Consider the following 19,815-nt stretch of genomic DNA (forward strand, 5'->3'; position numbering starts at 1 on the left):
ATGAGCGGTAAGAAGAGGATCGCTTTTTTGTACCCGGGCTATGCTGCTGAAGATGATTATCCACGTATGGGGCAGTTGGTGAATCCACAAGTAGATGTTGAGGTTATACATACTTCCTTTGAAAAAGATGCACACACCGTCGAGGCTTTGTCAGAAATGGGGAGCCTTCCTCGACTTCTTGAAGGTGCACAGCATCTCAAAAACAAGGACATAGATGCGGTCCTATGGACGTCTACAAGCGCGAGCTTCGTCTTAGGGCGAGAAGGCGTAGAACAACAAATCGAAGCTCTTGAGAAGGAGCTGAACGTACCTGCTTCTACCACGGCTCTCGCGTTTGCACGTGCCGCCAGAACATTAGATATTAAGCGGGCAGCGGTCGCAGCTCCTTATCCGGAAGACATCGCTTCCTTGTTTACACAATTTCTTGGAGCTTTTGATATCGATATCCTGGATTGTGAAGCAAAAGGGATTATTACAGCTGCAGAAGTGGGCACACTAACAAAAAACGAAATCCTTCAATTTGCGGCTGACAGCGATCATCCACAGGCAGAAGCATTGCTCATCCCAGACACAGCATTGCATACGGCTGAATGGATAGAAGCACTCGAGGAAACAGTGGGAAAGCCAGTCCTCACAGCAAACCAAGTCAGTTTTTGGGAAACATTGCGCATCGCCGGTCTTTTAGAAGAACAATATGGGATGGGTACGTTATTCAAACAAGGAATAACGAATGGAAATGTAGAATTAACGTAAATATTAAAAAACACTTGTATTGTAAAAAATATGTATTATCATTATACCAAAGGGGGCTACATACAAATGAGTGATGTACACTTGGACGCCGGCCAACTCGCCGAGAAAATGCCAGAGAAGGAAGTAGATGTATACGTTTACATGAAAAAGGTATACGCAGATTTAGAGGCGGCGGGCGAGAAATATGATGAAGCGAAAAATGATACATTCGCTGAAAAAAAAGCCAGTGAACAATTTGACATTTCGACTGAGGAAGCTGCGCAGATCTACGCGAAAGCTGAATCTCAAATAAGCCGATATAACCTTTACCGTTAAGCACCCAATCATCGGGTGCTTTTTTCTGTTCAAAGATAAGAAAGCATTCGTGGAGTGATATATGGTCTCAAACGCATTTTCCCCTTGTTCCCCCACACCTGGATCGAATCCCATGTTTATGATTAATCAATGGAAGGAAGAGGTTGATAAAAGGAATATCATGATGTCTGAGAGACAAGACGAAACTTCTAGCGCCATTGCCTCGACACTGTTTTTCATCTGGATACGAAGGCCTCGGAAGTTTCTCTCTACTCCGTTTTTTCTCCGCAACGGGAGTAAGGAATGGTCGCCGCTTGGCAAAATAGGGGAAACTCCTGATACCTGAAGCTTTTCCCTTTCACTACAATGAGAATGGTCAGGAGGGAATATTATGCCACATTATAAAAACATTCTCGTTGGAATTGATGGGTCAGACGAAGCGAAACATGCTTTTCAAAAAGCCGTCGACTTAGCGGTCGATGATCAGGCTCATCTCATTATCGCTCATGTGATTGACACAAGAACGTATGCCACCATTGCTCAATATGACCGCACAATTGTAGAACGAGCTGGGAAACATGCGAACGTTTTACTTGACACCTACAAAGAAGAAGCAGAAAAAGCAGGAATTAAACAGGTAACTACGCTGGTGGAACACGGTTCGCCGAAACACGTGATTCCTAAAGAACTAGCAGTGAAATTTGATGCCGACGTGATTGTAGTCGGAGCTACCGGTTTAAATGCAGTGGAACGACTGCTCATCGGTAGTGTGTCTTCCGCCATTGCCCGCTATGCCCCTTGTGATGTCGTCCTTGTAAGAAATCAGCAATCCTACTAAAAAGAAGGGATGAGACAAAGGGCATATTCAATATTATAGGGAACATTGTAATTATTGCGGCGGCAACTCTGTCGCTCCAGGGGCCATCGATACTCCCATGCTCCACGGGCGTTAGAACAGCTTGGTTTTACTCTGGAAGAATACGCGCCGCAGTTCAGTCTGCTAATCGTTTCGGAAAAGCGGAAGAAATAGCGGAAGCGAGTCTCTGGTTAGCGTCTGACCAATGTCTTACGTCACCGGGACAACCATACACGCAGATGCCGGGTATACGAGCCGGTAATCGATATGTCATGTAAAGCCTGGAAAGGGAGCATTCTCTTACCAGGCTTTTTGTCATGTGTCACACATCGACAGAGAGATGGACAAATAGACAGGCTTCCACAAATTGGACAGTTTGTTGGAATGATTTTTGTCGCTATATTATGTAAGATGAAGGGTGACGCTAGAATATAAACAAAAGCATGGATTTGTATAGAAAGGTGACTATCTGTAATGAGAAAAGCTTTTTCTATTTTCCTTTTTCTCTACCTGCTTTCTTTGCCTTCTAGTTATGGGTTAGCGGCACCAACCGAAAGAGAGCCGAAAGTGAAGAGTGAAACGGCCATCCTCATCGATGCAGAGACGGGACAAATTCTTTTTGAGAAAGAGGCCGGGAAGAGAATGTATCCGGCGAGTCTCACGAAAATACTGACAGGAATCATTGCCCTGGAAGAAGAGAACTTGTCGAAAGTAGTGACCGTCAGTGAAAATGCAACAAACGTGGACGGAACGAGTGTCTACTTAGTAGAAGGGGAAGAAATAAAGTGGAAGCGTTTAATTGAAGGCCTGCTCATTAATTCTGGAAACGATGCGGGCGTTGTTATTGCGGAACATTTAGCAGGTTCAGAAGCTGCGTTTGCAGAAGAGATGAACGAGTTTGCCGAAAAAAAGATAGGCGTCCGAAGCTCTCATTTTACAAATCCTCATGGTCTGTTCGATGAAAACAACTATACGACCGCTTATGATATGGCGAAAATTGCTCAATATGCGATGGAAAATAACACGTTTCAAACGATCGCAAGCACCCGTGAGCTTGAATGGAAAGGAGAAGGGTGGGACACAACCCTTCACAACCATCACAAGCTTTTGCGAGAATATGACGGTGCGACAGGGATTAAAAATGGGTTCGTTCAACAATCTGGTTTCACATTAGCCACTTCTGCGGAGCGTGAGAACAGAGAGCTGATCGTTGTCACGTTAAACGCCTCTACTTCTCAAGAAGCGTATGAAGATGCGACACAGTTATTGGATTTCGGATTTGAAGCGTTCACGAACGAAAAAATAGAAAAAGATGACACATTTACAGATGAGAAAGGCAACCAGTATGCCACAGCATCCGACTACTGCGTGACCGTGCCGACAGACGGAAACATAACGAAAGATATCATCGGTCATTCCTTGTTAGTAAAAGACGGCGAAGGCAATTTGTTATTAGAAGCAAAAGTGACACCGATGGAAGAAGAAATCAAATCCGAAGCCGCTTCCACGAACGAGGGAAAAGAGAAACAACGAATACATTGGGTAGAAAAAGTACTTTACGCTTTGCTGGATGGAGCCATAGAAACGACAAAGAAACAAACCGATCTTATCCTGCGAACCTAATACGGACGTGAGAGCACATGAGAAGTCACAAAGATTTCTCCTGCGCTCTCTTTTATTTTATACATAATATGTACAGGAAAAGTCCAACATACAGAGTAAGATAAATTGTATATGAGGATGGGAGATGCGTCTACAATGAAACCTAAACAATCCAATCTCACACCCCCTGAAATGGGAAAACTCTGGGCTATGTATGTTGGCAATACGCTGGGGGTCTGTACCTTAAGCTTTTTTTATCAGCACGTGGAAGACAAGGACATCAAAAAAGTTCTCGAACAAGCAATCGCGTTAAGCAAGGAATTCATCCAGGAAACCAAACAAGTCTTTACGCAAGAAAACTTCCCAGTCCCCGTTGGATTTACAAAAGACGATGTAAATTTAGAAGCACCGCGCTTATTTCAGGATGAGTTTTATCTTTATTATTTACAATATATGGGGAAAGCAGGATTGAGCGTCTATAGCGTGGCTATCCCGTTAGTGACGAGAAAAGACATACGAACGTTTTTCATGAACGCCCTTCAGAAAACGGCGGATTTGATGTCGAATGTGAATGATTTGTTACGGTCGAAAGGAAAATTAACCAATCCTCCTTCGATGCCCATTCCGGAACAAGTAGACTTTGTGGACCATCAAACTTTTTTACATGGATTTCTCGGAAAGGAACGGCCGCTTCATGGGCTAGAAGTCGCTCATTTGAATGGGTGTATCAACAATGATATTACAAGTAAGGCACTCATCATAGGATTGAGTCAAGGAGCAAAGAATGAAAAAGTAAGAAAATATTTAGAACGAGGGGAAAATCTGAATCAAAAACATATTGAACTTATGTCAAAGAAATTAAACGGCAGTCATGTACCGGCGCCTTCGCTCTTAGATCACTTGGTCACCACGTCAACGACTCCGACGTTTTCCAATAAACTGATAATGTATCATAAAATCGACATGTTCTCGATGAAAATAAGAGAATATGCAAATGGTGCTTCTCTCAATGGGAGAAGTGATGTCGGAATGCTGTTTGCAAAACAACAATTGGATGTCGCGTTGTATGTAGAAGATGGGGCGAACCTCATGATAAATAACGGGTGGATGGAACAGCTGCCATTAGTCGTAGATCGAAAAAACCTGTCCACCAATGAGTGGGGAGGAAAGGGATAAAGACACGGGTAGAACGAAACGAGGCAAACGGACGAAACAGTCGAATTTCACAGCTGAAATTCGGCTTTTTTATGAAGCGAATAAAAAAAATCTATATATGTCATGTTTGGGTGTGGAGGAAAAAGGGAAAGGTGACTTAGATGTCTTCTTCCCTCTATTCCGTGGTTGTGTCGTTTACGAACATTGAAGAGTTTGTTATGGTAAGAAGTAAGAAGTGACGTATCTAAAATAAGGTGGAGTGATGTCCCGTGCCGATGAAAAATGGACAAAGTATTAAAGTATTTATCCAGGAGAATCGAGAGCGTTTCGAGGAATCATTATTAAGCGAAGCGATTAATGTAAGAGACAAAATAGAAGAGATACGGCTGAGGGGGAATATTAACTTGGTAGATAATGCCCATCAGTTAGTGGGCTATGTGGTGGAAGAACAAACGAACCTTCTTACTGCGTTTGCCCGCCAGGAAGGAGAGCTCTGGGCAAAGTACTCACTGACCGTCGATTTTAAACTCGAGTGGGTGCAAGCGATCCGTAGAACATTGTGGTGGTTTATCCAAGAGTATTTTGAAGTACATAATATCGGAATGAAGGAACAAGACTTTTTTGAGACGGAACGTACGATTAATGATCAAGTCGATACATTTCTAAGTTCCTTTTTTATTCGTTACTCTCAGTACAAAGACGAACTGATTGAATCACAAAAGCAGCTTGTAGAGCATCTATCGGTTCCCGTAATTCCGATTACAGAAAGCATTTGTGTTTTACCATTAATCGGTGCCATCGACTCAGAGCGCATTATGATTATTGAAGAAAAGATACTAACAGAGATTCGAAGACTTCGGATTTCCCGCTTGATTCTCGACCTCTCAGGAGTCGCACGGATGGAAGATGAAGCAGTGGACCGTGTCTTCCGTGTTATGGACGGGGTGAACATGATGGGATGCAGCACCGTCATCACAGGACTTCGCCCGGAAATTATTCAAAAAATGATGGAATCTGGACACTCTTTCGAACAGAAAGCGGAAACCAAAGGAACCTTGCAGCAAGCATTAAGAGACTACGTCTACGAGGATCAAAAATAAAAAGGAGCCGTGCTTTCGCAACCCCTTCAAAAAAAGGTCTTGCAGAAACACGGCTCACCCGTTATAATAAATAATGTCGTTACGAAATGAATTACATACATATCTGTTCCGTTAGCTCAGTTGGGAGAGCGCCACCTTGACAGGGTGGAGGTCACTGGTTCGAGCCCAGTACGGGACACCATACATAGGAATGCCGAACCCCTTGGAAGACAAGGGGTTTTTTTAGCGTTAATTTTTCTGTTCTCTTTATCACTCCCTTGGTTTCTATAGATATTGCCCTCCTTCATGAGCGCGCTTCGCAGCTCAATTTCCTTTCTATTAAATAAAAATCTCTGTAATGTGAAGAAAGAGTCGGGAGTTCCGAACGGCGGAAGCAAGCTATTATTGAACCCTGAACCTTTAAGAAATGATCTTCCTAAATTTTAGGGGATAGGATTTTTTCCAAAAACATGGCAAAATAGAGGTAATATGCTATGACCAATAACCTAATCATCGGAAGAATAATGGGGGAGAAAAGTAATGTCTCAATTAACATTGCAAGAATTGGAATCCCATCTATGGGAATCAGCAAATATCTTACGGGGAAGCATTGATTCCTCTGACTATAAGAACTACATATTCGGCTTGTTGTTTCTGAAGCGACTGAGCGATGTTTTTGTCGAAACAGCAAAGCAAATAGAGGTGGAGGAGAACGATGACTTCGGTTGGTATGACCGTGACGAGCATCAGTTCTTCGTTCCTGAGCGGGCGAGATGGACGACCATACAAGCTTTGACGCAAGATATAGGGGACGCTATTAATAAGGCATTTGAAGCTTTAGAAGAGGAGAATCCTTCGCTACAAGGGGTGCTTGCCAATATTGATTTTAACGATAAGGAGAGGCTTCCTGATAAGCTCTTGTTAAAACTCGTTCAGCATTTCACCGCGATTGATTTAAGCAATAGTAATCTCTCGGAACCTGACATGCTAGGACGAGCTTATGAGTATTTAATCAAGCAGTTTGCCGATGATGCAGGGAAAAAGGGTGGCGAATTTTATACGCCAAGCAAAGTCGTGGAACTTCTTGTGAACCTGTTGAAACCAGAAGAAGGAATGCGTGTGTGTGACCCAACTGCTGGCTCAGGAGGGATGCTGATTCAATCGGTGGATTACATCAAGTCACAGGGAGGAGATGTGAGAAACCTTACCTTGCATGGTCAAGAACGGAACCTAAATACGTGGGCAACGTGTAAAATGAACCTTCTCCTGCATGGATTAAGTGACCACCGTATCGCAAAAGGTGATACGATTCGTGATCCGCAGCTGTTAGAAGACGGTGAATTGATTCTTTATGATAGAGTCATTGCCAATCCACCGTTTAGTTTGAGTAACTGGGGAAAAGAAGAAGCAGAAGCCGACAACTTAGGTCGTTTTCGTTTTGGCATCCCGCCAAAAGATAAAGGAGATCTCGCCTTTGTACAACACATGATTTCCACACTTAACCATGAGGGGAAAGCAGGAGTGGTCATGCCCCACGGTATCTTGTTCCGCGGAGGAGCAGAAGGAAAGATCCGTAAAGCTATCTTAGAGGAAGACTTGTTAGAAGCCGTCATCGGTTTACCACCGAATCTCTTTTACGGAACAGGAATTCCAGCATCGATCCTTATATTGAATCGAAAGAAAGAAGAGCGGCAGAAAGGACATGTTTTTTTTCTACATGGCGCAGACGACTATCAAGAAGGAAAGAATCAAAACTTCCTAAGAGATGAGGATATCGAGAAGATTGTTTCTGCTTATGATAAATGGGAAGAAGTAGAAAAATATTGTCGTCCTGTGGCTATGGAAGAAATCAACGAAAACGACTACAACCTAAACATTACCCGTTATATAGACACAACAGAAGAAGAAGAACAAATTGATGTTCAAGAAGCCTTAGCCGAACTCCGTAAATTAGAAGATGAACGAGAAGAAATTGAAGGTAAGATGTATGGGTACTTGAAGGAGTTGGGTTATGGTGAGTGAAAAAAAATGGGAAACGAAAAATTTAGAGCAAGTTACTGATAACAGAATGAAACATTCTCTAGTTGGAGGACCTTTTGGTTCTGACTTGAAAGTAAGTGATTATACTGAATTAGGAGTAAGGGTTATTCAACTACAAAATATTAAGGATGGCTTTTTTAATGAAGAATATAAAATTTACACTTCTGCTTCAAAGGCTGATGAACTAATTAAATGCAATATATATCCAGGAGATATAATAATTGCAAAGATGGCAGAGCCTTTAGCTAGGGCATGTATAGTGCCTGAGAGTGAAGAAAGATATGTGATGGCTTCAGACGGCATTAGATTGGTAGTTGATGAAGATAGATTTGATAAAAAATATGTTTTATATTATATCAACTCACCACTCTTTCGAAATCAAGCTATAAGTAATAGCACGGGTACAACTAGACTAAGAATAGGTTTAAGTACACTAAAAAAGCTTAAATTACTAATACCTCCACTAAAAGAACAACAAAAAATCGCAGCAATCCTCACTTCTGTCGATGAAGCCATTGAAAAAACAGAAGCGATCATTGAACAAACCGAAAAAGTGAAAAAAGGGGTCATGCAACAGCTTCTTACCAAAGGAATTGGGCACACGAAGTTTAAGAAAACAGAAATTGGTGAGATTCCTGAGGGGTGGGAATGTGTTCCTCTCGGGAAATTGATAAAAGTGCAAGGAGGATACGCCTTTAAAAGTAAAGACGCAAAGCAGGTCGGAACGAAGTGGGTTAAAATAGCTAATGTTGGGATTGGGGAAATTACTTGGTCAGACCAATCATTTTTGCCTAATGAGTTTTTGAATGAGTATTCGGAATACGTATTAGATGAAAATGATTTAGTTATGGCTATGACACGCCCTGTTATTAGAAATCAAGCAAAAGTTGCTAGATTAGATGAGAAAGATACTCCCTCTTTATTAAACCAACGTGTATGTCGATTCAAAATTAAAGACAGTTTAAATAGTGAATTTTTCTACCAATTCGCAAGAAGTCGTTACTTTGCTAATGAAATATCACTAAGAATTGCTGGGACTGATCCTCCGAACATTAGTTCTGGACAAATTGAAAGTATATTAATGCCATTACCTCCTAAAGAGGAACAAGATGAAATATCCAAAATTCTTTTAACTCATGACAAGAAGATATCAACAGAGAATTCTAGATATCATCAATTGAATGTTCTTAAGCAAGGCCTTATGCAAATCCTTCTCACTGGGAAGGTCCGTGTAAAGGTGGATGAGGATCAGGAGGTGCCTTCATGATGGATATAAAAGACTGGAATGAGAAGCACCTCGTGGAGGATCGATTGATTGAGCAGTTAAAAGAAATAGGCTATGAGCATGTTTCTGGCCCTTCTTTGGATGCTGAGCGGGAGACGCGGAGTGATGTTATTCTCCGCTCTCGTCTGTCTAACGCTTTACAACGTCTGAATCCGTGGATCGATGACAATAACCGCCACAAGATTTTACGATCTATTACCCATATCGACGCCACAAATCTCATGGAAGCGAATGAAACCTTTCATAATAAACTCGTAAACTACCTTTCTATCCAACAGGATTTAGGGAAGGGAAAGAAAAGTCAAACAGTCAAAATTGTGGACTTTGAGGAGCCTGCCAACAATGAGTTTTTAGTTGTTGATCAATTTAGTATTTCAGATGCCCAAGGAACGATTCGTCCTGATTTGATCCTGTTTGTGAATGGCTTGCCTCTTGTTGTTATTGAATGCAAAAGTCCTATGCTTCCTGTCGATGAACAAATGGGACAGGGGATCAAGCAATTGCGACGTTACCAGGACGAACAGGAGAGGCTTTTTCACTACAATCAATTTATGATTGCAACTAGTAACGACCGTGCCAAGGCGGGTACCATTTACGCAAAGGCTCAGCATTACAGTGAATGGAAAGATCCTTATCCACTTACCACTCCAGAAATCAATGACAGTCCCACACCCCAAGACATCTTAACAGCTGGCATGTTGACCAAAGAATCTCTGTTGGATTTGATTTTAAACTTTATCGTCTTTGAAACGGAAGAAGGACGTACCATTAAGAAGTTGGCACGCTACCAACAATACCGTGCAGTACAGAAGGCGATCAAGCGCATTCTAAGCGCGGAGACGAACAAAGAACGAGGCGGGGTAGTCTGGCATACCCAGGGCTCTGGAAAGTCACTCACGATGCTATTTTTAGCGGTGAAGCTACGTCGTATTGCTTCCTTACAAAACCCAACAATTGTAGTGATTACCGACCGTAAAGACCTGGATAAACAAATCACCGAAACTTTTCGGCGCTGTGAATTCCCGAATCCAAGACAGGCAGAAAGTGTTCGTGAGTTAAAAGAACTCCTAACTCAAGGACCAGGTTCGACGATTATGACACTTGTGCAAAAGTTCCAAGAAGACCAAGAAGGAGGGGGATTCCCTGAGCTTTCCACGTCAGAAAACGTCTTTGTCATGGTCGATGAAAGTCATCGCAGCCAATATAAGGGGCTTGCGATGAACATGCGTACCGCACTTCCGAACGCCTGCTATTTAGGATTTACAGGAACGCCGATCGATAAAGAAGACAAAAGTACGACACGTACGTTTGGGTCTTATATTGATAAGTACACCATTGAACAAGCGGTGGAAGACGGAGCGACCGTACCTATATTTTATGAAGCACGGATGACCGAGCTGCATGTGCAAGGAGAGACATTGGATCAGCTATTTGACCGAAAATTTCGCGAATATGACGAAGAAACGAGAGAAAGAATCAAAAAGAAATACGCGAATGAACAAGCGATTATTGCTTCTCCTCAGCGTATCGAACAGATCACATTAGATATCATTAATCATTATGAAGAGCATATCGCACCGAATGGGTTTAAAGCACAAATTGTCGCTGTCTCTCGGGAAGCAGCAGCCCTCTATAAAGAACAATTAGATGAAATGAGTGATTATGATTCGGCCGTGATTGTTTCGGGGGGACACAATGACAAGGAACACTTGAAACAATATCATATGACTCCTGAAGAAGAAAAAAACGTAATAGAGCGTTTTAAACAACCGATGGAGGAAGATAAATTAGCTTTTCTTATTGTTTGTGACAAGCTTTTAACGGGTTTTGATGCCCCTATAGAACAAGTGATGTATTTGGATAAACCCCTGAAAGAGCATAACCTTCTGCAAGCGATTGCTCGTACGAATCGTACGTATGACAAAAAGACGTATGGTTTAATTGTTGATTATTATGGCGTATCCCGTTTTCTGGAAGAAGCATTAGACATCTTCTCGAAGCAAGATATCCAAGGCGCGCTGACACCGATCGAAAGTGAAATCCCACGTCTACAGACTCGCCATCGAGCGGCGATGAGATATTTTGATTACATCAGTTCTAGTAATCCAGAAGGCTGGATTCAGGTGCTGGAACCAGAAGATGTCCGTCACCAATTTGAGACAGATTTTAAAAAATTCGCTGAAAGCATGGACAGGGTACTCCCTCATCCACAAGCAAGAGACTATATTGATGATCTTAAGATGTTGGGAAAGATTCGCCAGCGAGCAAAATCCCGCTACCAGGAAGAAGGTATGGATATTTCGGACTGCGGGGAGAAAGTCAAACAATTAATTGCCGAACATTTACAAGCTACGTCTGTTGAAGTCCTTCATGAACCAATTAGCATCCTTTCCGATCGATTTGAGGAGAAGTTAGAGGAGACGAAAAGTATAGAAGGACAAGCAGCCGAAATGGAACACGCTATCCGACATGAGATCAAAGTCAAAATGGATGAAAACCCTGTCTACTATACATCCCTGAAAGAAAAATTAGAGAAATTAATAGAAGCTAGAAAAAGCAAGCAGCTAGATATTGCTCATTATGCTAATGACCTGCATGAGCTGAGAAATGATATGAGAAAGCAATCCAAGCAAGGAGAAGAACTTGGATTAGAAAAAGAGCAATACCCGTTCTATAAACTACTGGAAAAAGAGATGGGAGAAGGAGATAAGGAGCCCCTCATTGATCTGACAGAAATTCTGACGGAAGAGATTGAGGATCTTGCTGTGATCGAATGGACAAAAAAAGAAGACGTCAAACGGGAAATGAGAAAGAAATTAAAACGACAGCTGCGCGCCAGTAAATGCCCACGCGAAAAATTAGAAAGCCTAGCCCATCAGTTAGTAGACTTAGCACAGGTCCATTACAAACGATAGAGCAAGGATGGAAGGAGGAAGCTTATGAAAAAATTTACTGTAATGCTATTTTTCACTGTTCTGCTGAACGTTCAAGTAACCAACACAGCAACTGCCGACACTTGGGTGAATGGTTATACACGTGATGATGGAACCTACGTGGAAGGCCATTTTCGTAGTGATCCAGACGGGTATTTTTGGAACAATTACAGTAGTTATGGCAATGTAAATCCCTATACAGGGGAAAGGGGAACAAAACTACCTTTTGACAACAACTATGGAAGCTTCGAATCAAGTACAAGATCCGATTGGTCGTATGATTCCTCCCGCTCCGATTACGGCAGGGAGTGGGGCTCAGAAAATGACTGGAGGTATGACTCCTATGATTCTAACTTAGATACAGACTGGGGTTATTCCAAGGATGCGGGGATACGCTCAAGTGGTGACTATCATTGGTATCACTCTGAAGGCTCCGATTGGGAGTACGACAATAATGATTCTTTGTTTGATAACGATTGGAATGACCGATACTCGGAGTCGAATGAAACCGATTGGGGATACGATTCAGAATTTGACGTTGGCTCACACGATGATTCCTATGAGAGCACATTTGAGTCAGACTGGGGTTATGACTCGGGATATGACTGGTAGCTAGTATGTAAAAAATTCAATCTTCATAGTCACGAAGACTTTATAAAATTGGCAGAAGCAAGAACCTAGAACTTGCGCGAAGCGCGGGAATCGATACGTACTGGACTTTTTTTTTATTATGGAATAGGAGTTAACCTGCCCTTATAAAAATACGCTCAGGGTCTGGTTATCTCCTTTCTATTACTTAATTGGCTCTTTGAGTTACATATAAAAGGAACAAACGAGGGGAGAAGGGGAAACGTGACATCATTTCAAATGTATGAATATTGGAAAATGCAAATGGACCAAGATATAGAGATGTGGGAAGGTAATTTTCTAGGTAAGCCGATGACAGAAGAGTCTATTTACTTACAACTTTCTATTTGTAATCCATATAGTAATCAGTTGGAAAGTTCGTGGGTGATTTATCCCAACGTGTATGCTGCTTTAGGATTTATTACTTACATCTTTTTGCCAACAGCCCTAGCTGGTTTTCTGATAAGAGAACCGATGGACGCAGATTATGTTCATTGTGAAGATTTCAAGCAGGAATTAGATCAATGGGATGAAACGAAGGTTGAAGATGGGGATGTATTTATCCCATTTTTTAAGGACATTTACGCTGATATTCACCGTTTGTGGGAGTCAAACAGTGAAGAGTGTTATGAGGGTCTTAAAAAGATAGGGGAGAAATTAAAAGCTCATCCCATGCGAGAATATGAGTATTTCCTTTTTTCAGCGTTTGATTCTCACCTGGATGTAAGTGATTACGTCATATCCAGGTACGAAGAAGATGAGATGCTGGGTTTGGAGGAGTTTGAAAAGGATTTTGGAATGAGCAAGGGCGAATGGCTTAATATCACCAAGCATGCCATGGATAATGCCTTTATGAGTCGGAAGTTTGCACAGCTCTTAACTAATAGCATTTCGCATATCATGTGAATTGATAATTATTGAATAGGGTGAACGAACATGGATACATTTATTGATTATTACAGAGTTCTGGGTGTAACAAGGAATGCTACCAAACAAGAAATTAAGAAAGCGTATAGGGAAAAGGCGAAGCAGCACCACCCCGATACAGGAGGTAACAAGGAAGCCTTTGTTTTAATAAAAAGAGCTTTTGACACACTGGATGATGAATGGGAAAGACGCAATTATAATGCATTATATGACATATACATGGGACAAAATTATTATCAAGAAGACAGACGTGACTACGCAAGTGTTAAAGAGAAGGAGGGTGGAGCGAAGAATAATAGGGAAAATGAACCTGACTCCCGTCATTCAAAACAATTCTCGTCAGTAAAGAAGTTTGCTTCGTGGAAAGGGGTCGCAGTGACCTCCATATTTATTAATGCTCTCCTCGTGCTCAGTTTACTATACACCGATCCAGAGGAAGAAACAGCCACTATGGAACTAAAAGAAACGCTAGCATCAGTCATATCAGAAAATGAAGAATTATTAGCCCATAATACTGCCTTAGATGAAGAGTTATATGCATTACACACGGAATATGAAACGTTAGTGGAGCAATATAATCAAGCTGTAAAAACAGAAACCAATACAGCAACAGCTGCTGAGACTCAGGATGACATGAACCCTGAATCAGAGCCCCCATCTACTAAGCATCACGCGGACGAAGAAGTTTCTAATGAAACAAATACAGACTTCTTTACCTTAGGATCGACAGAAGAGCACGTAAAAACGGTAATGGGGGCACCAAGTGGGATTAATAATCATACAGGTAATTGGAGATATGAGTACTCCATCGTCCGCTTTAAGAATGGTAAAGTGTCGGGATGGACCGATATTAGTGACAATTTAAAGGTGGAGATGAAGCAAGAAAAGGAGGACGTGCATCACTTTACAACAGGGAGCACCCAACAAGATGTTATTGATGTGATGGGAACACCGACTGGGGTAGACAGTAAAACAAATACGTGGGAGTATGATTATTCTACGATTAAATTTGAGAATGGGGAAGTAATTGGATGGTCGGATGTCAGTGATAATTTAAAGCTTAAGTAAGGTACTTACTATACATCTATTATTGTAACGTTAACCTCGGACCATTAATACGTAACCATTCTTTATGTGCCTCGTAATCAGGGAGGTACGTTTTAATACAAGCCCAAAACTCCTTAGAATGATTAGGGTACATTAAATGAGAAAGTTCGTGGACAAGAATATAATCAATCACCGTCATAGGAGCCATCATAATACGCCAATTAAGGTAGATGGCTCCTTCGTGTGTACACGTTCCCCAACGCATTTTTTGATCTTTCACTAAGAGACGGCTTGGACTTACTCCCATTCTCTCCTTGTATAATTCAAGCCTTTCTTCCACCTTTGTCTGACCGTGCTGGACATACCAATCCTTAAACAATTGATGAAGTGTCTGACGTTTCTTATCTTCTTCCAGCGTAGGAATTTGAGCATAGAAGCGACCACGATAAAGCCGTAGAGAAGCTTTCACAGGGCTGTCTAAGGTGTCTACTTTTAATCGATAATGCCGACCAATATAGGGGAACTTCTCCCCACTCACAAACTCTTTTGGAGGAGCTGGATCTTCTATTTCATTGATTTCTTGCCACTTTGCCAATATCCAAGGAGCTTTTTTCTGTAGAGCATGCTGGAGTTGATTATCAGAAATGTGCGATGGCTTAAGGACACACACTCCGTCTTGCCAATCAACGGATATCTTGATTTCCTTGGCAGAAGAAGATATCTTCAAATCATAGTCGATGGGAGTGGTTCCAAACTGAAATGTAGGCAACGAATCGTACTCCTTTCTTTGCTGTGGTTGGTGAAAGCTGGAAATTTTATGATATATCTACTACATTATAGCTAGCGATGTTTCTAATATTATTTCTGTACCTCTTTCAGGGCATAGACTTAAGTAGTTTTCTTAAACTTGGCCCAGCAGTTACTGTAATTCAAATCATGTACTGCTGCACTATCTTATTATAGCAGGAGAATCTATTGTTTAGTATCAAACAGAAATGTCGGAGAGAAAAATAGTATGACTGAAAAGCAGGAATAATTGCTGAAAGAATGTAAAGAAGTATTAACTAAAATATATCAGAAAAGCAAATAAGTTTTATCGAAGGGGAGAATCCATTGATATCAAAAGAAGGGGTTCACCATTTGTTAAATCAGTTGGAAACGAAAACGGCGGATGAGTTGGAATCACAGTTGCTGGATTTTAAACAGTGGAATAAACGAAGCCGTGACGATAACATAAAGATGATGATTAAGATGGCCGTATGTATGGCGAACGGCGGCGGTGGAAGCGTGATTTTTGGTGTGGTCGATAACGTAAAAGGCAGAGCGAATGCAATACTTGGCGTACCAAAAGATGTTGATACTTCTATCCTCCAGAGAAGAGTCCATGAACGGACAGATCCGCATTTAACGCCACAATTTGAAGACATCTTCGTTGAAGAAGGAACCACACGCTTATTGTTAATGAATGTATTCCCGAGCAGTCCACCTTATACGACAACAGATGGATCAGCGACCATCCGACAGGGAAAAGAGTGTATTCCGCTAACAGGAACTTTGAGACGGCAAATGATGTCTACCTCGAGTGAAATGGATTTTACTGCTGAGGTAGTACAAGAAGATTGGAAGGAACTTTTTTCCCATTCAGCAATGGAACGTGTTCGTGAAATCATGTCTAGGGAAAGGGTGGATGAGACCCTTCTCTCATTGTCGGATGAAGATTTGTTAAGATCCATTGGAGCCTTGAAGGATCGGTATTTAACTAAAGGATCGCTATTACTTGTCGGGAAACCTGAAGCTATTTCAAAGTTTATTCCACAGCACAAGTGGTCGTATAGAAAGATGATCAGTGACACAGATTATTCTCAAAGGGATGATGGAGTACATGCTATTCCAGTAGCACTATATGAGCTGGAAAGGTATATAGCAGTGGATAACCCCATGGTAACAGTTGAAGCGGGTCTAGTACATCCAGAGTTTAGTACTTATCCTACAATTGCTTTACGGGAAGCTCTACTAAATGCTTTCGGTCATCGAGATTATCGAATGATGGGAACAATTATGTTAAAGCAGTATAAAGATAAACTTATCTTAACAAACCCGGGTGAATTTGTGGGTGGTATTACTCCTCAAAATATTCTACATCACCCGCCAGTAGCGAGAAATAATCACTTAATGGATTTGTTAGACAGGCTAAAGTTGGTCAATCGTTCCAATCTTGGAGTTTCTAGGATATTTCGGTCTCTTTTAATCGAGGGTAAAGAACCACCGGTTTATAGGGAGATTGGTAGCAATATTGAATTAACATTTATATCATCGCCATTAAATAAAAATTTTAAGAACATAGTAAATCATATGTCACAGGAAAATCTCCACGTTGACGTTGATCATCTGCTTGTTCTGCAATACCTAATAAGACATGAAGAAATTGATACTACGATCGCTGCTGAAGTTGCACAGAGAAGTTTAGAACAAGCTAGAGAACTACTTAGTAAAATGCAGAATGAATTCCATCTCTTAGAGGCTGTTGGTCGTGGAAAAGGTCGATATTTCACCCTGTCACGTAATGCATATGAAATATTAAAGGGTGATTTGGAATACGAGCGTCAACAAAGCTTAGACAAAGAGGCAGTAAAAATTCGAGTATTATCAATACTAAAGACTGGTAGAAGTTTAACTAATAAGGAAGTACGACAATTGACTGGCATGAATCGAAAACAAGTCCATAGAATGATACAAGAATTAAAAACTAATGGAGTACAAGTTATAGGTAAAGGAGCAGGTACTAAATATATTTATAAATCCTAAAATCGGGACAAAATGGGACATAGATGTAAAATCATAATGAAAATGCATCCCTTGTTATAACAGAACAGATAAGGTTCACACTTAAATCGGGACAGAATTGGGACATAATCGGGACAAAATGGGACATGGTTGTTAAAGGTGATTTCATTCTGTAACATGTCATGAAATTGCTATTTAGCTACAGTCCTGTTATAATTAAACAAGATGCTTACCGAATCAACTTGAAAATATCATGAATGACATAAATTATCTGGCGTTCTTACGTTTTAGTAAGGACTTAATCACACTGGAACGGCTTCGGAGCCGTAAGGATGTATGAGAGGTAGGGCATACGTCGTTTAGGTTTTTATAAAATTAGGTTGGGACACAGCCGCGGCAATTCATCTAGAGATTCATCATAATAACAAGTTGCTTATATATTCGTCTAGTATTTTACAAAGTCATCATCGGTATGGTGGCTTTTTTGTTGTTTGAAGTAAATGAGACGAGAAGGCATAACAATAATAGGCTTAATATGTTTGTTTTCACTTAGGATTTGGTTTAATTTTGATGATACGGAAAATGAAATAAGCACGGAGGGATCATATGGAAGATAACATTTTTGAAGAGACGGCGAATACATATGATTGAAGAAATTTCCTCTTTCTAGCTTCCTAGTTGGTATCACTTGGTATAAGCTGATGGTAAAGGGGGGAGACAAATGAATATAAAAGTAACATTGTTTGAGGACCCGTCTTACACGAATTATTCCTTTGAAACAGAGCTGAAATCAGAATTGGAGAAAGTCGGTCGCCGTGTGACAGCCGTGGAGAGCTGGCAAACGAGAGAAAGAGTTGGTTTTAGAAAGAAAAACATGATCGTGGTGGACGTGAGTGTGGATGGATTAGCCATAGAAGACCCGGACGAATTTAACGATACGATCGCAAAAGCGGTAACACAGGCTGCTGAGAATTTATCTTTTGAGGTGTATGGCATAGAATAGACCGCCCTTCTTTTCAGAGGAGCGGTCTTTTTCCTAGTTCGATGTTTAGTTACAGGTGTTGCAAGTCATCATTCAACTGTTTGGCGACGTTTTTAAAATACAGGTAGAACCCCGACCATATGACAGCGTAAATGAGAAGAAACAGAACCACGGCAATCAGAATGCTTGGCACGTTGAAAGGAATCCATCCGATGCCGAGCGATAACGGGAAATACAGGAGGACAACCGTTATGAAATGCAAAGCGGTCTGCTGGCTAAGTCGGAGGTTTTTCAATTCGAAATATAAAGGAGACGCGGAGAAAAACCAGCCGCAAAACATCGCTCCGAGTGAATTTCTTGGTAGTGATACGGAGGGTTAGGTAGTCTTTCGTAACCAACGGTAAATCGTTCGTATCACGAGAAGAAGAATGCCGAGAGGAGCTAAGAAAAAACTGAACAGAAAGATAACGAAATGAATGATGTAGTGAAGTTGGTTGAGAAATAAGGATATCACGGATTCTTGTTCGATCCACTGTCTTACCCGAAACCCCAACAACAAGTCATATGGAATTCTGGCAAACGGGTACAAGACAAACGACACAATAATGAGAGGAACATAGTTGGTGTCTTTCGACAAATAGAAGATAAGGAGGGCAACGATAGCTAAAAAAATTCCGAAGAGATAGGCCTTTCGAAAGTATTCTTTATCGATGGTTCGCTTGATTTTGCTCATTATTCATTCCTCTCCAAACTACATGTTTAAAAGATTTCTCAGGGATATTATCCTTGAAATGGAATAGGTTGGCAACTATCATCCTAAGGAGAAATGCTAGTCTCTATTCGTTAAAACACCCACAAAACTGCCAAATTACGATAACATAGTCAGAAGGGGATAAACTAAAAAAAGAAAACGCGGCAGGCAACGCTTGTATTCAAATAAAACGTTTGTAGTTAGGATGGTTTATGTAATGAAGAGAAACACATGTTGGTGGCTTATTGTTTTTTGTACAGTTGTGTTAGTTGGTTGCGGCCAAGTCGAAGAAGATTTCAATGATTACTTGCTTTTAACGGGAGAAAGTGACTCCTGGGAGCTGTCAGGCTATGAAGTAGAGATCACGTCAGAGACATTTAAGGCTGGAAATGGAACGCTACATATGAAAAATGAAACGGATGAGGCCAGCGACTTTTTTCATTTTGAAACCCATGTAGTGATGAATGGGGAAGACACCGTCGTTCATTCGGGATCGGTATCCGGGCCTGGCGTGGATATCTCGGAAGAAACGACCGGCGCAATCGAAAGCGGTGCGTATCTCGATGAAAATGGGGAGGCCCTTACCCGCGAGGACATCGCTGACATATACATGATCGTCGAGTGGTGGGATCCGGCAGCAGAAGAAAACGTCCATGAGAACATAGAGTTATATTAGAAATAATCATTTTACATGTCAGAG

Annotated in this window: 18 protein-coding genes and 1 tRNA gene; 16 read left to right on the plus strand and 3 right to left on the minus strand. The window is 41.3% G+C overall.

The features are described 5' to 3' along the window. From BM095_RS09570 to BM095_RS09635, 13 genes are all read left to right on the plus strand, one after another. Nucleotides 1-753, plus strand: a complete 753-nt coding sequence (locus tag BM095_RS09570; RefSeq protein ID WP_091660823.1) for a maleate cis-trans isomerase family protein — start codon at nt 1-3, stop codon at nt 751-753. Nucleotides 754-819: 66 nt separating this feature from the next. After that, entirely contained in the window at nt 820-1,068 is a 249-nt protein-coding gene (locus tag BM095_RS09575; RefSeq protein ID WP_091660825.1) for a hypothetical protein, read from the plus strand. A gap of 370 nt (nt 1,069-1,438) precedes the next feature. After that, nucleotides 1,439-1,885 carry a universal stress protein gene (locus BM095_RS09585; RefSeq protein WP_322787605.1) on the plus strand — a complete coding sequence of 149 codons (447 nt, stop codon included), beginning with the start codon at nt 1,439-1,441 and terminating at the stop codon, nt 1,883-1,885. Between the two features lie 492 nt (nt 1,886-2,377). After that, entirely contained in the window at nt 2,378-3,526 is a 1,149-nt protein-coding gene (locus tag BM095_RS09590; RefSeq protein ID WP_091660834.1) for a D-alanyl-D-alanine carboxypeptidase family protein, read from the plus strand. 135 nt (nt 3,527-3,661) lie between these two features. After that, a complete protein-coding gene (locus BM095_RS09595) occupies nt 3,662-4,681 on the plus strand; it encodes a DUF3231 family protein (protein ID WP_091660837.1) in 1,020 nt (339 codons plus the stop codon). Nucleotides 4,682-4,935: 254 nt separating this feature from the next. Next, nucleotides 4,936-5,760: an STAS domain-containing protein gene (locus tag BM095_RS09600; RefSeq protein WP_091661009.1), complete on the plus strand. Its 825-nt coding sequence runs from the start codon at nt 4,936-4,938 to the stop codon at nt 5,758-5,760. Between the two features lie 105 nt (nt 5,761-5,865). Next, nucleotides 5,866-5,941: transfer RNA gene (locus BM095_RS09605), tRNA-Val, on the plus strand. A gap of 338 nt (nt 5,942-6,279) precedes the next feature. Further along, complete coding sequence (locus BM095_RS09610) at nt 6,280-7,761, plus strand: type I restriction-modification system subunit M (RefSeq protein ID WP_091660839.1); 1,482 nt, start codon at nt 6,280-6,282, stop codon at nt 7,759-7,761. After that, nucleotides 7,754-9,046: a restriction endonuclease subunit S gene (locus BM095_RS09615; RefSeq protein ID WP_218151625.1), complete on the plus strand. Its 1,293-nt coding sequence runs from the start codon at nt 7,754-7,756 to the stop codon at nt 9,044-9,046. Before BM095_RS09610 ends, BM095_RS09615 begins: the two co-directional genes overlap by 8 nt. Beyond that, nucleotides 9,043-11,979, plus strand: coding sequence for a type I restriction endonuclease subunit R (locus tag BM095_RS09620; RefSeq protein WP_091660845.1), 2,937 nt, complete (start codon nt 9,043-9,045; stop codon nt 11,977-11,979). Before BM095_RS09615 ends, BM095_RS09620 begins: the two co-directional genes overlap by 4 nt. 24 nt (nt 11,980-12,003) lie before the next feature. Then, nucleotides 12,004-12,609, plus strand: a complete 606-nt coding sequence (locus tag BM095_RS09625) for a hypothetical protein (protein ID WP_091660847.1) — start codon at nt 12,004-12,006, stop codon at nt 12,607-12,609. Nucleotides 12,610-12,849: 240 nt separating this feature from the next. Next, the gene (locus BM095_RS09630) at nt 12,850-13,530 is read left to right on the plus strand and encodes a hypothetical protein (RefSeq protein ID WP_091660850.1); all 681 of its coding nucleotides are present in this window, start codon (nt 12,850-12,852) and stop codon (nt 13,528-13,530) included. A 30-nt stretch (nt 13,531-13,560) separates the two neighbouring features. After that, nucleotides 13,561-14,619 (plus strand): DnaJ domain-containing protein, encoded by a 1,059-nt coding sequence (locus tag BM095_RS09635; protein WP_091660853.1) that lies wholly within the window; start codon nt 13,561-13,563, stop codon nt 14,617-14,619. Nucleotides 14,620-14,638: 19 nt separating this feature from the next. Here the strand turns inward: BM095_RS09635 and BM095_RS09640 are convergent, their stop codons facing one another. Continuing rightward, on the minus strand, nt 14,639-15,367 hold the full coding sequence (locus BM095_RS09640; RefSeq protein WP_091660856.1) for a M48 family metallopeptidase: 729 nt from the start codon (nt 15,365-15,367) through the stop codon (nt 14,639-14,641). A gap of 344 nt (nt 15,368-15,711) precedes the next feature. Here BM095_RS09640 and BM095_RS09645 point away from each other — a divergent pair, with 344 nt between their 5' ends. Both BM095_RS09645 and BM095_RS09650 read left to right on the plus strand, forming a co-directional pair. Then, the gene (locus tag BM095_RS09645; protein ID WP_091660860.1) at nt 15,712-17,403 is read left to right on the plus strand and encodes an RNA-binding domain-containing protein; all 1,692 of its coding nucleotides are present in this window, start codon (nt 15,712-15,714) and stop codon (nt 17,401-17,403) included. A 700-nt stretch (nt 17,404-18,103) separates the two neighbouring features. Continuing rightward, a complete protein-coding gene (locus tag BM095_RS09650) occupies nt 18,104-18,385 on the plus strand; it encodes a hypothetical protein (RefSeq protein WP_091660863.1) in 282 nt (93 codons plus the stop codon). Nucleotides 18,386-18,434: 49 nt separating this feature from the next. Here BM095_RS09650 and BM095_RS09655 read toward each other — a convergent pair whose 3' ends face one another. Both BM095_RS09655 and BM095_RS09660 read right to left on the minus strand, forming a co-directional pair. After that, nucleotides 18,435-18,704 (minus strand): DUF3021 domain-containing protein, encoded by a 270-nt coding sequence (locus tag BM095_RS09655; protein WP_091660866.1) that lies wholly within the window; start codon nt 18,702-18,704, stop codon nt 18,435-18,437. Nucleotides 18,705-18,740: 36 nt separating this feature from the next. Next, nucleotides 18,741-19,097, minus strand: coding sequence for a hypothetical protein (locus BM095_RS09660; protein ID WP_091660869.1), 357 nt, complete (start codon nt 19,095-19,097; stop codon nt 18,741-18,743). A gap of 235 nt (nt 19,098-19,332) precedes the next feature. Between BM095_RS09660 and BM095_RS09665 the strand changes: the two genes are divergently transcribed. After that, entirely contained in the window at nt 19,333-19,791 is a 459-nt protein-coding gene (locus BM095_RS09665) for a hypothetical protein (RefSeq protein WP_091660872.1), read from the plus strand. Nucleotides 19,792-19,815: the final 24 nt, after the last annotated feature.

Source organism: Alteribacillus iranensis (assembly GCF_900113025.1).
GTDB classification, from domain to species: domain Bacteria; phylum Bacillota; class Bacilli; order Bacillales; family Marinococcaceae; genus Alteribacillus_A; species Alteribacillus_A iranensis.

What these genes read in the sequence shown, in the direction of transcription:
- BM095_RS09570 (WP_091660823.1), top strand. Translation starts at nt 1, where the DNA reads ATGAGCGGTAAGAAGAGGATCGCTTTTTTGTACCCGGGCTATGCTGCT.
- BM095_RS09575 (WP_091660825.1), top strand. Translation starts at nt 820, where the DNA reads ATGAGTGATGTACACTTGGACGCCGGCCAACTCGCCGAGAAAATGCCA.
- BM095_RS09585 (WP_322787605.1), top strand. Translation starts at nt 1,439, where the DNA reads ATGCCACATTATAAAAACATTCTCGTTGGAATTGATGGGTCAGACGAA.
- BM095_RS09590 (WP_091660834.1), top strand. Translation starts at nt 2,378, where the DNA reads ATGAGAAAAGCTTTTTCTATTTTCCTTTTTCTCTACCTGCTTTCTTTG.
- BM095_RS09595 (WP_091660837.1), top strand. Translation starts at nt 3,662, where the DNA reads ATGAAACCTAAACAATCCAATCTCACACCCCCTGAAATGGGAAAACTC.
- BM095_RS09600 (WP_091661009.1), top strand. Translation starts at nt 4,936, where the DNA reads ATGAAAAATGGACAAAGTATTAAAGTATTTATCCAGGAGAATCGAGAG.
- BM095_RS09610 (WP_091660839.1), top strand. Translation starts at nt 6,280, where the DNA reads ATGTCTCAATTAACATTGCAAGAATTGGAATCCCATCTATGGGAATCA.
- BM095_RS09620 (WP_091660845.1), top strand. Translation starts at nt 9,043, where the DNA reads ATGATGGATATAAAAGACTGGAATGAGAAGCACCTCGTGGAGGATCGA.
- BM095_RS09625 (WP_091660847.1), top strand. Translation starts at nt 12,004, where the DNA reads ATGAAAAAATTTACTGTAATGCTATTTTTCACTGTTCTGCTGAACGTT.
- BM095_RS09635 (WP_091660853.1), top strand. Translation starts at nt 13,561, where the DNA reads ATGGATACATTTATTGATTATTACAGAGTTCTGGGTGTAACAAGGAAT.
- BM095_RS09650 (WP_091660863.1), top strand. Translation starts at nt 18,104, where the DNA reads ATGAATATAAAAGTAACATTGTTTGAGGACCCGTCTTACACGAATTAT.
- BM095_RS09655 (WP_091660866.1), bottom strand. Translation starts at nt 18,704, where the DNA reads ATGTTTTGCGGCTGGTTTTTCTCCGCGTCTCCTTTATATTTCGAATTG.
- BM095_RS09660 (WP_091660869.1), bottom strand. Translation starts at nt 19,097, where the DNA reads ATGAGCAAAATCAAGCGAACCATCGATAAAGAATACTTTCGAAAGGCC.
- BM095_RS09665 (WP_091660872.1), top strand. Translation starts at nt 19,333, where the DNA reads ATGAAGAGAAACACATGTTGGTGGCTTATTGTTTTTTGTACAGTTGTG.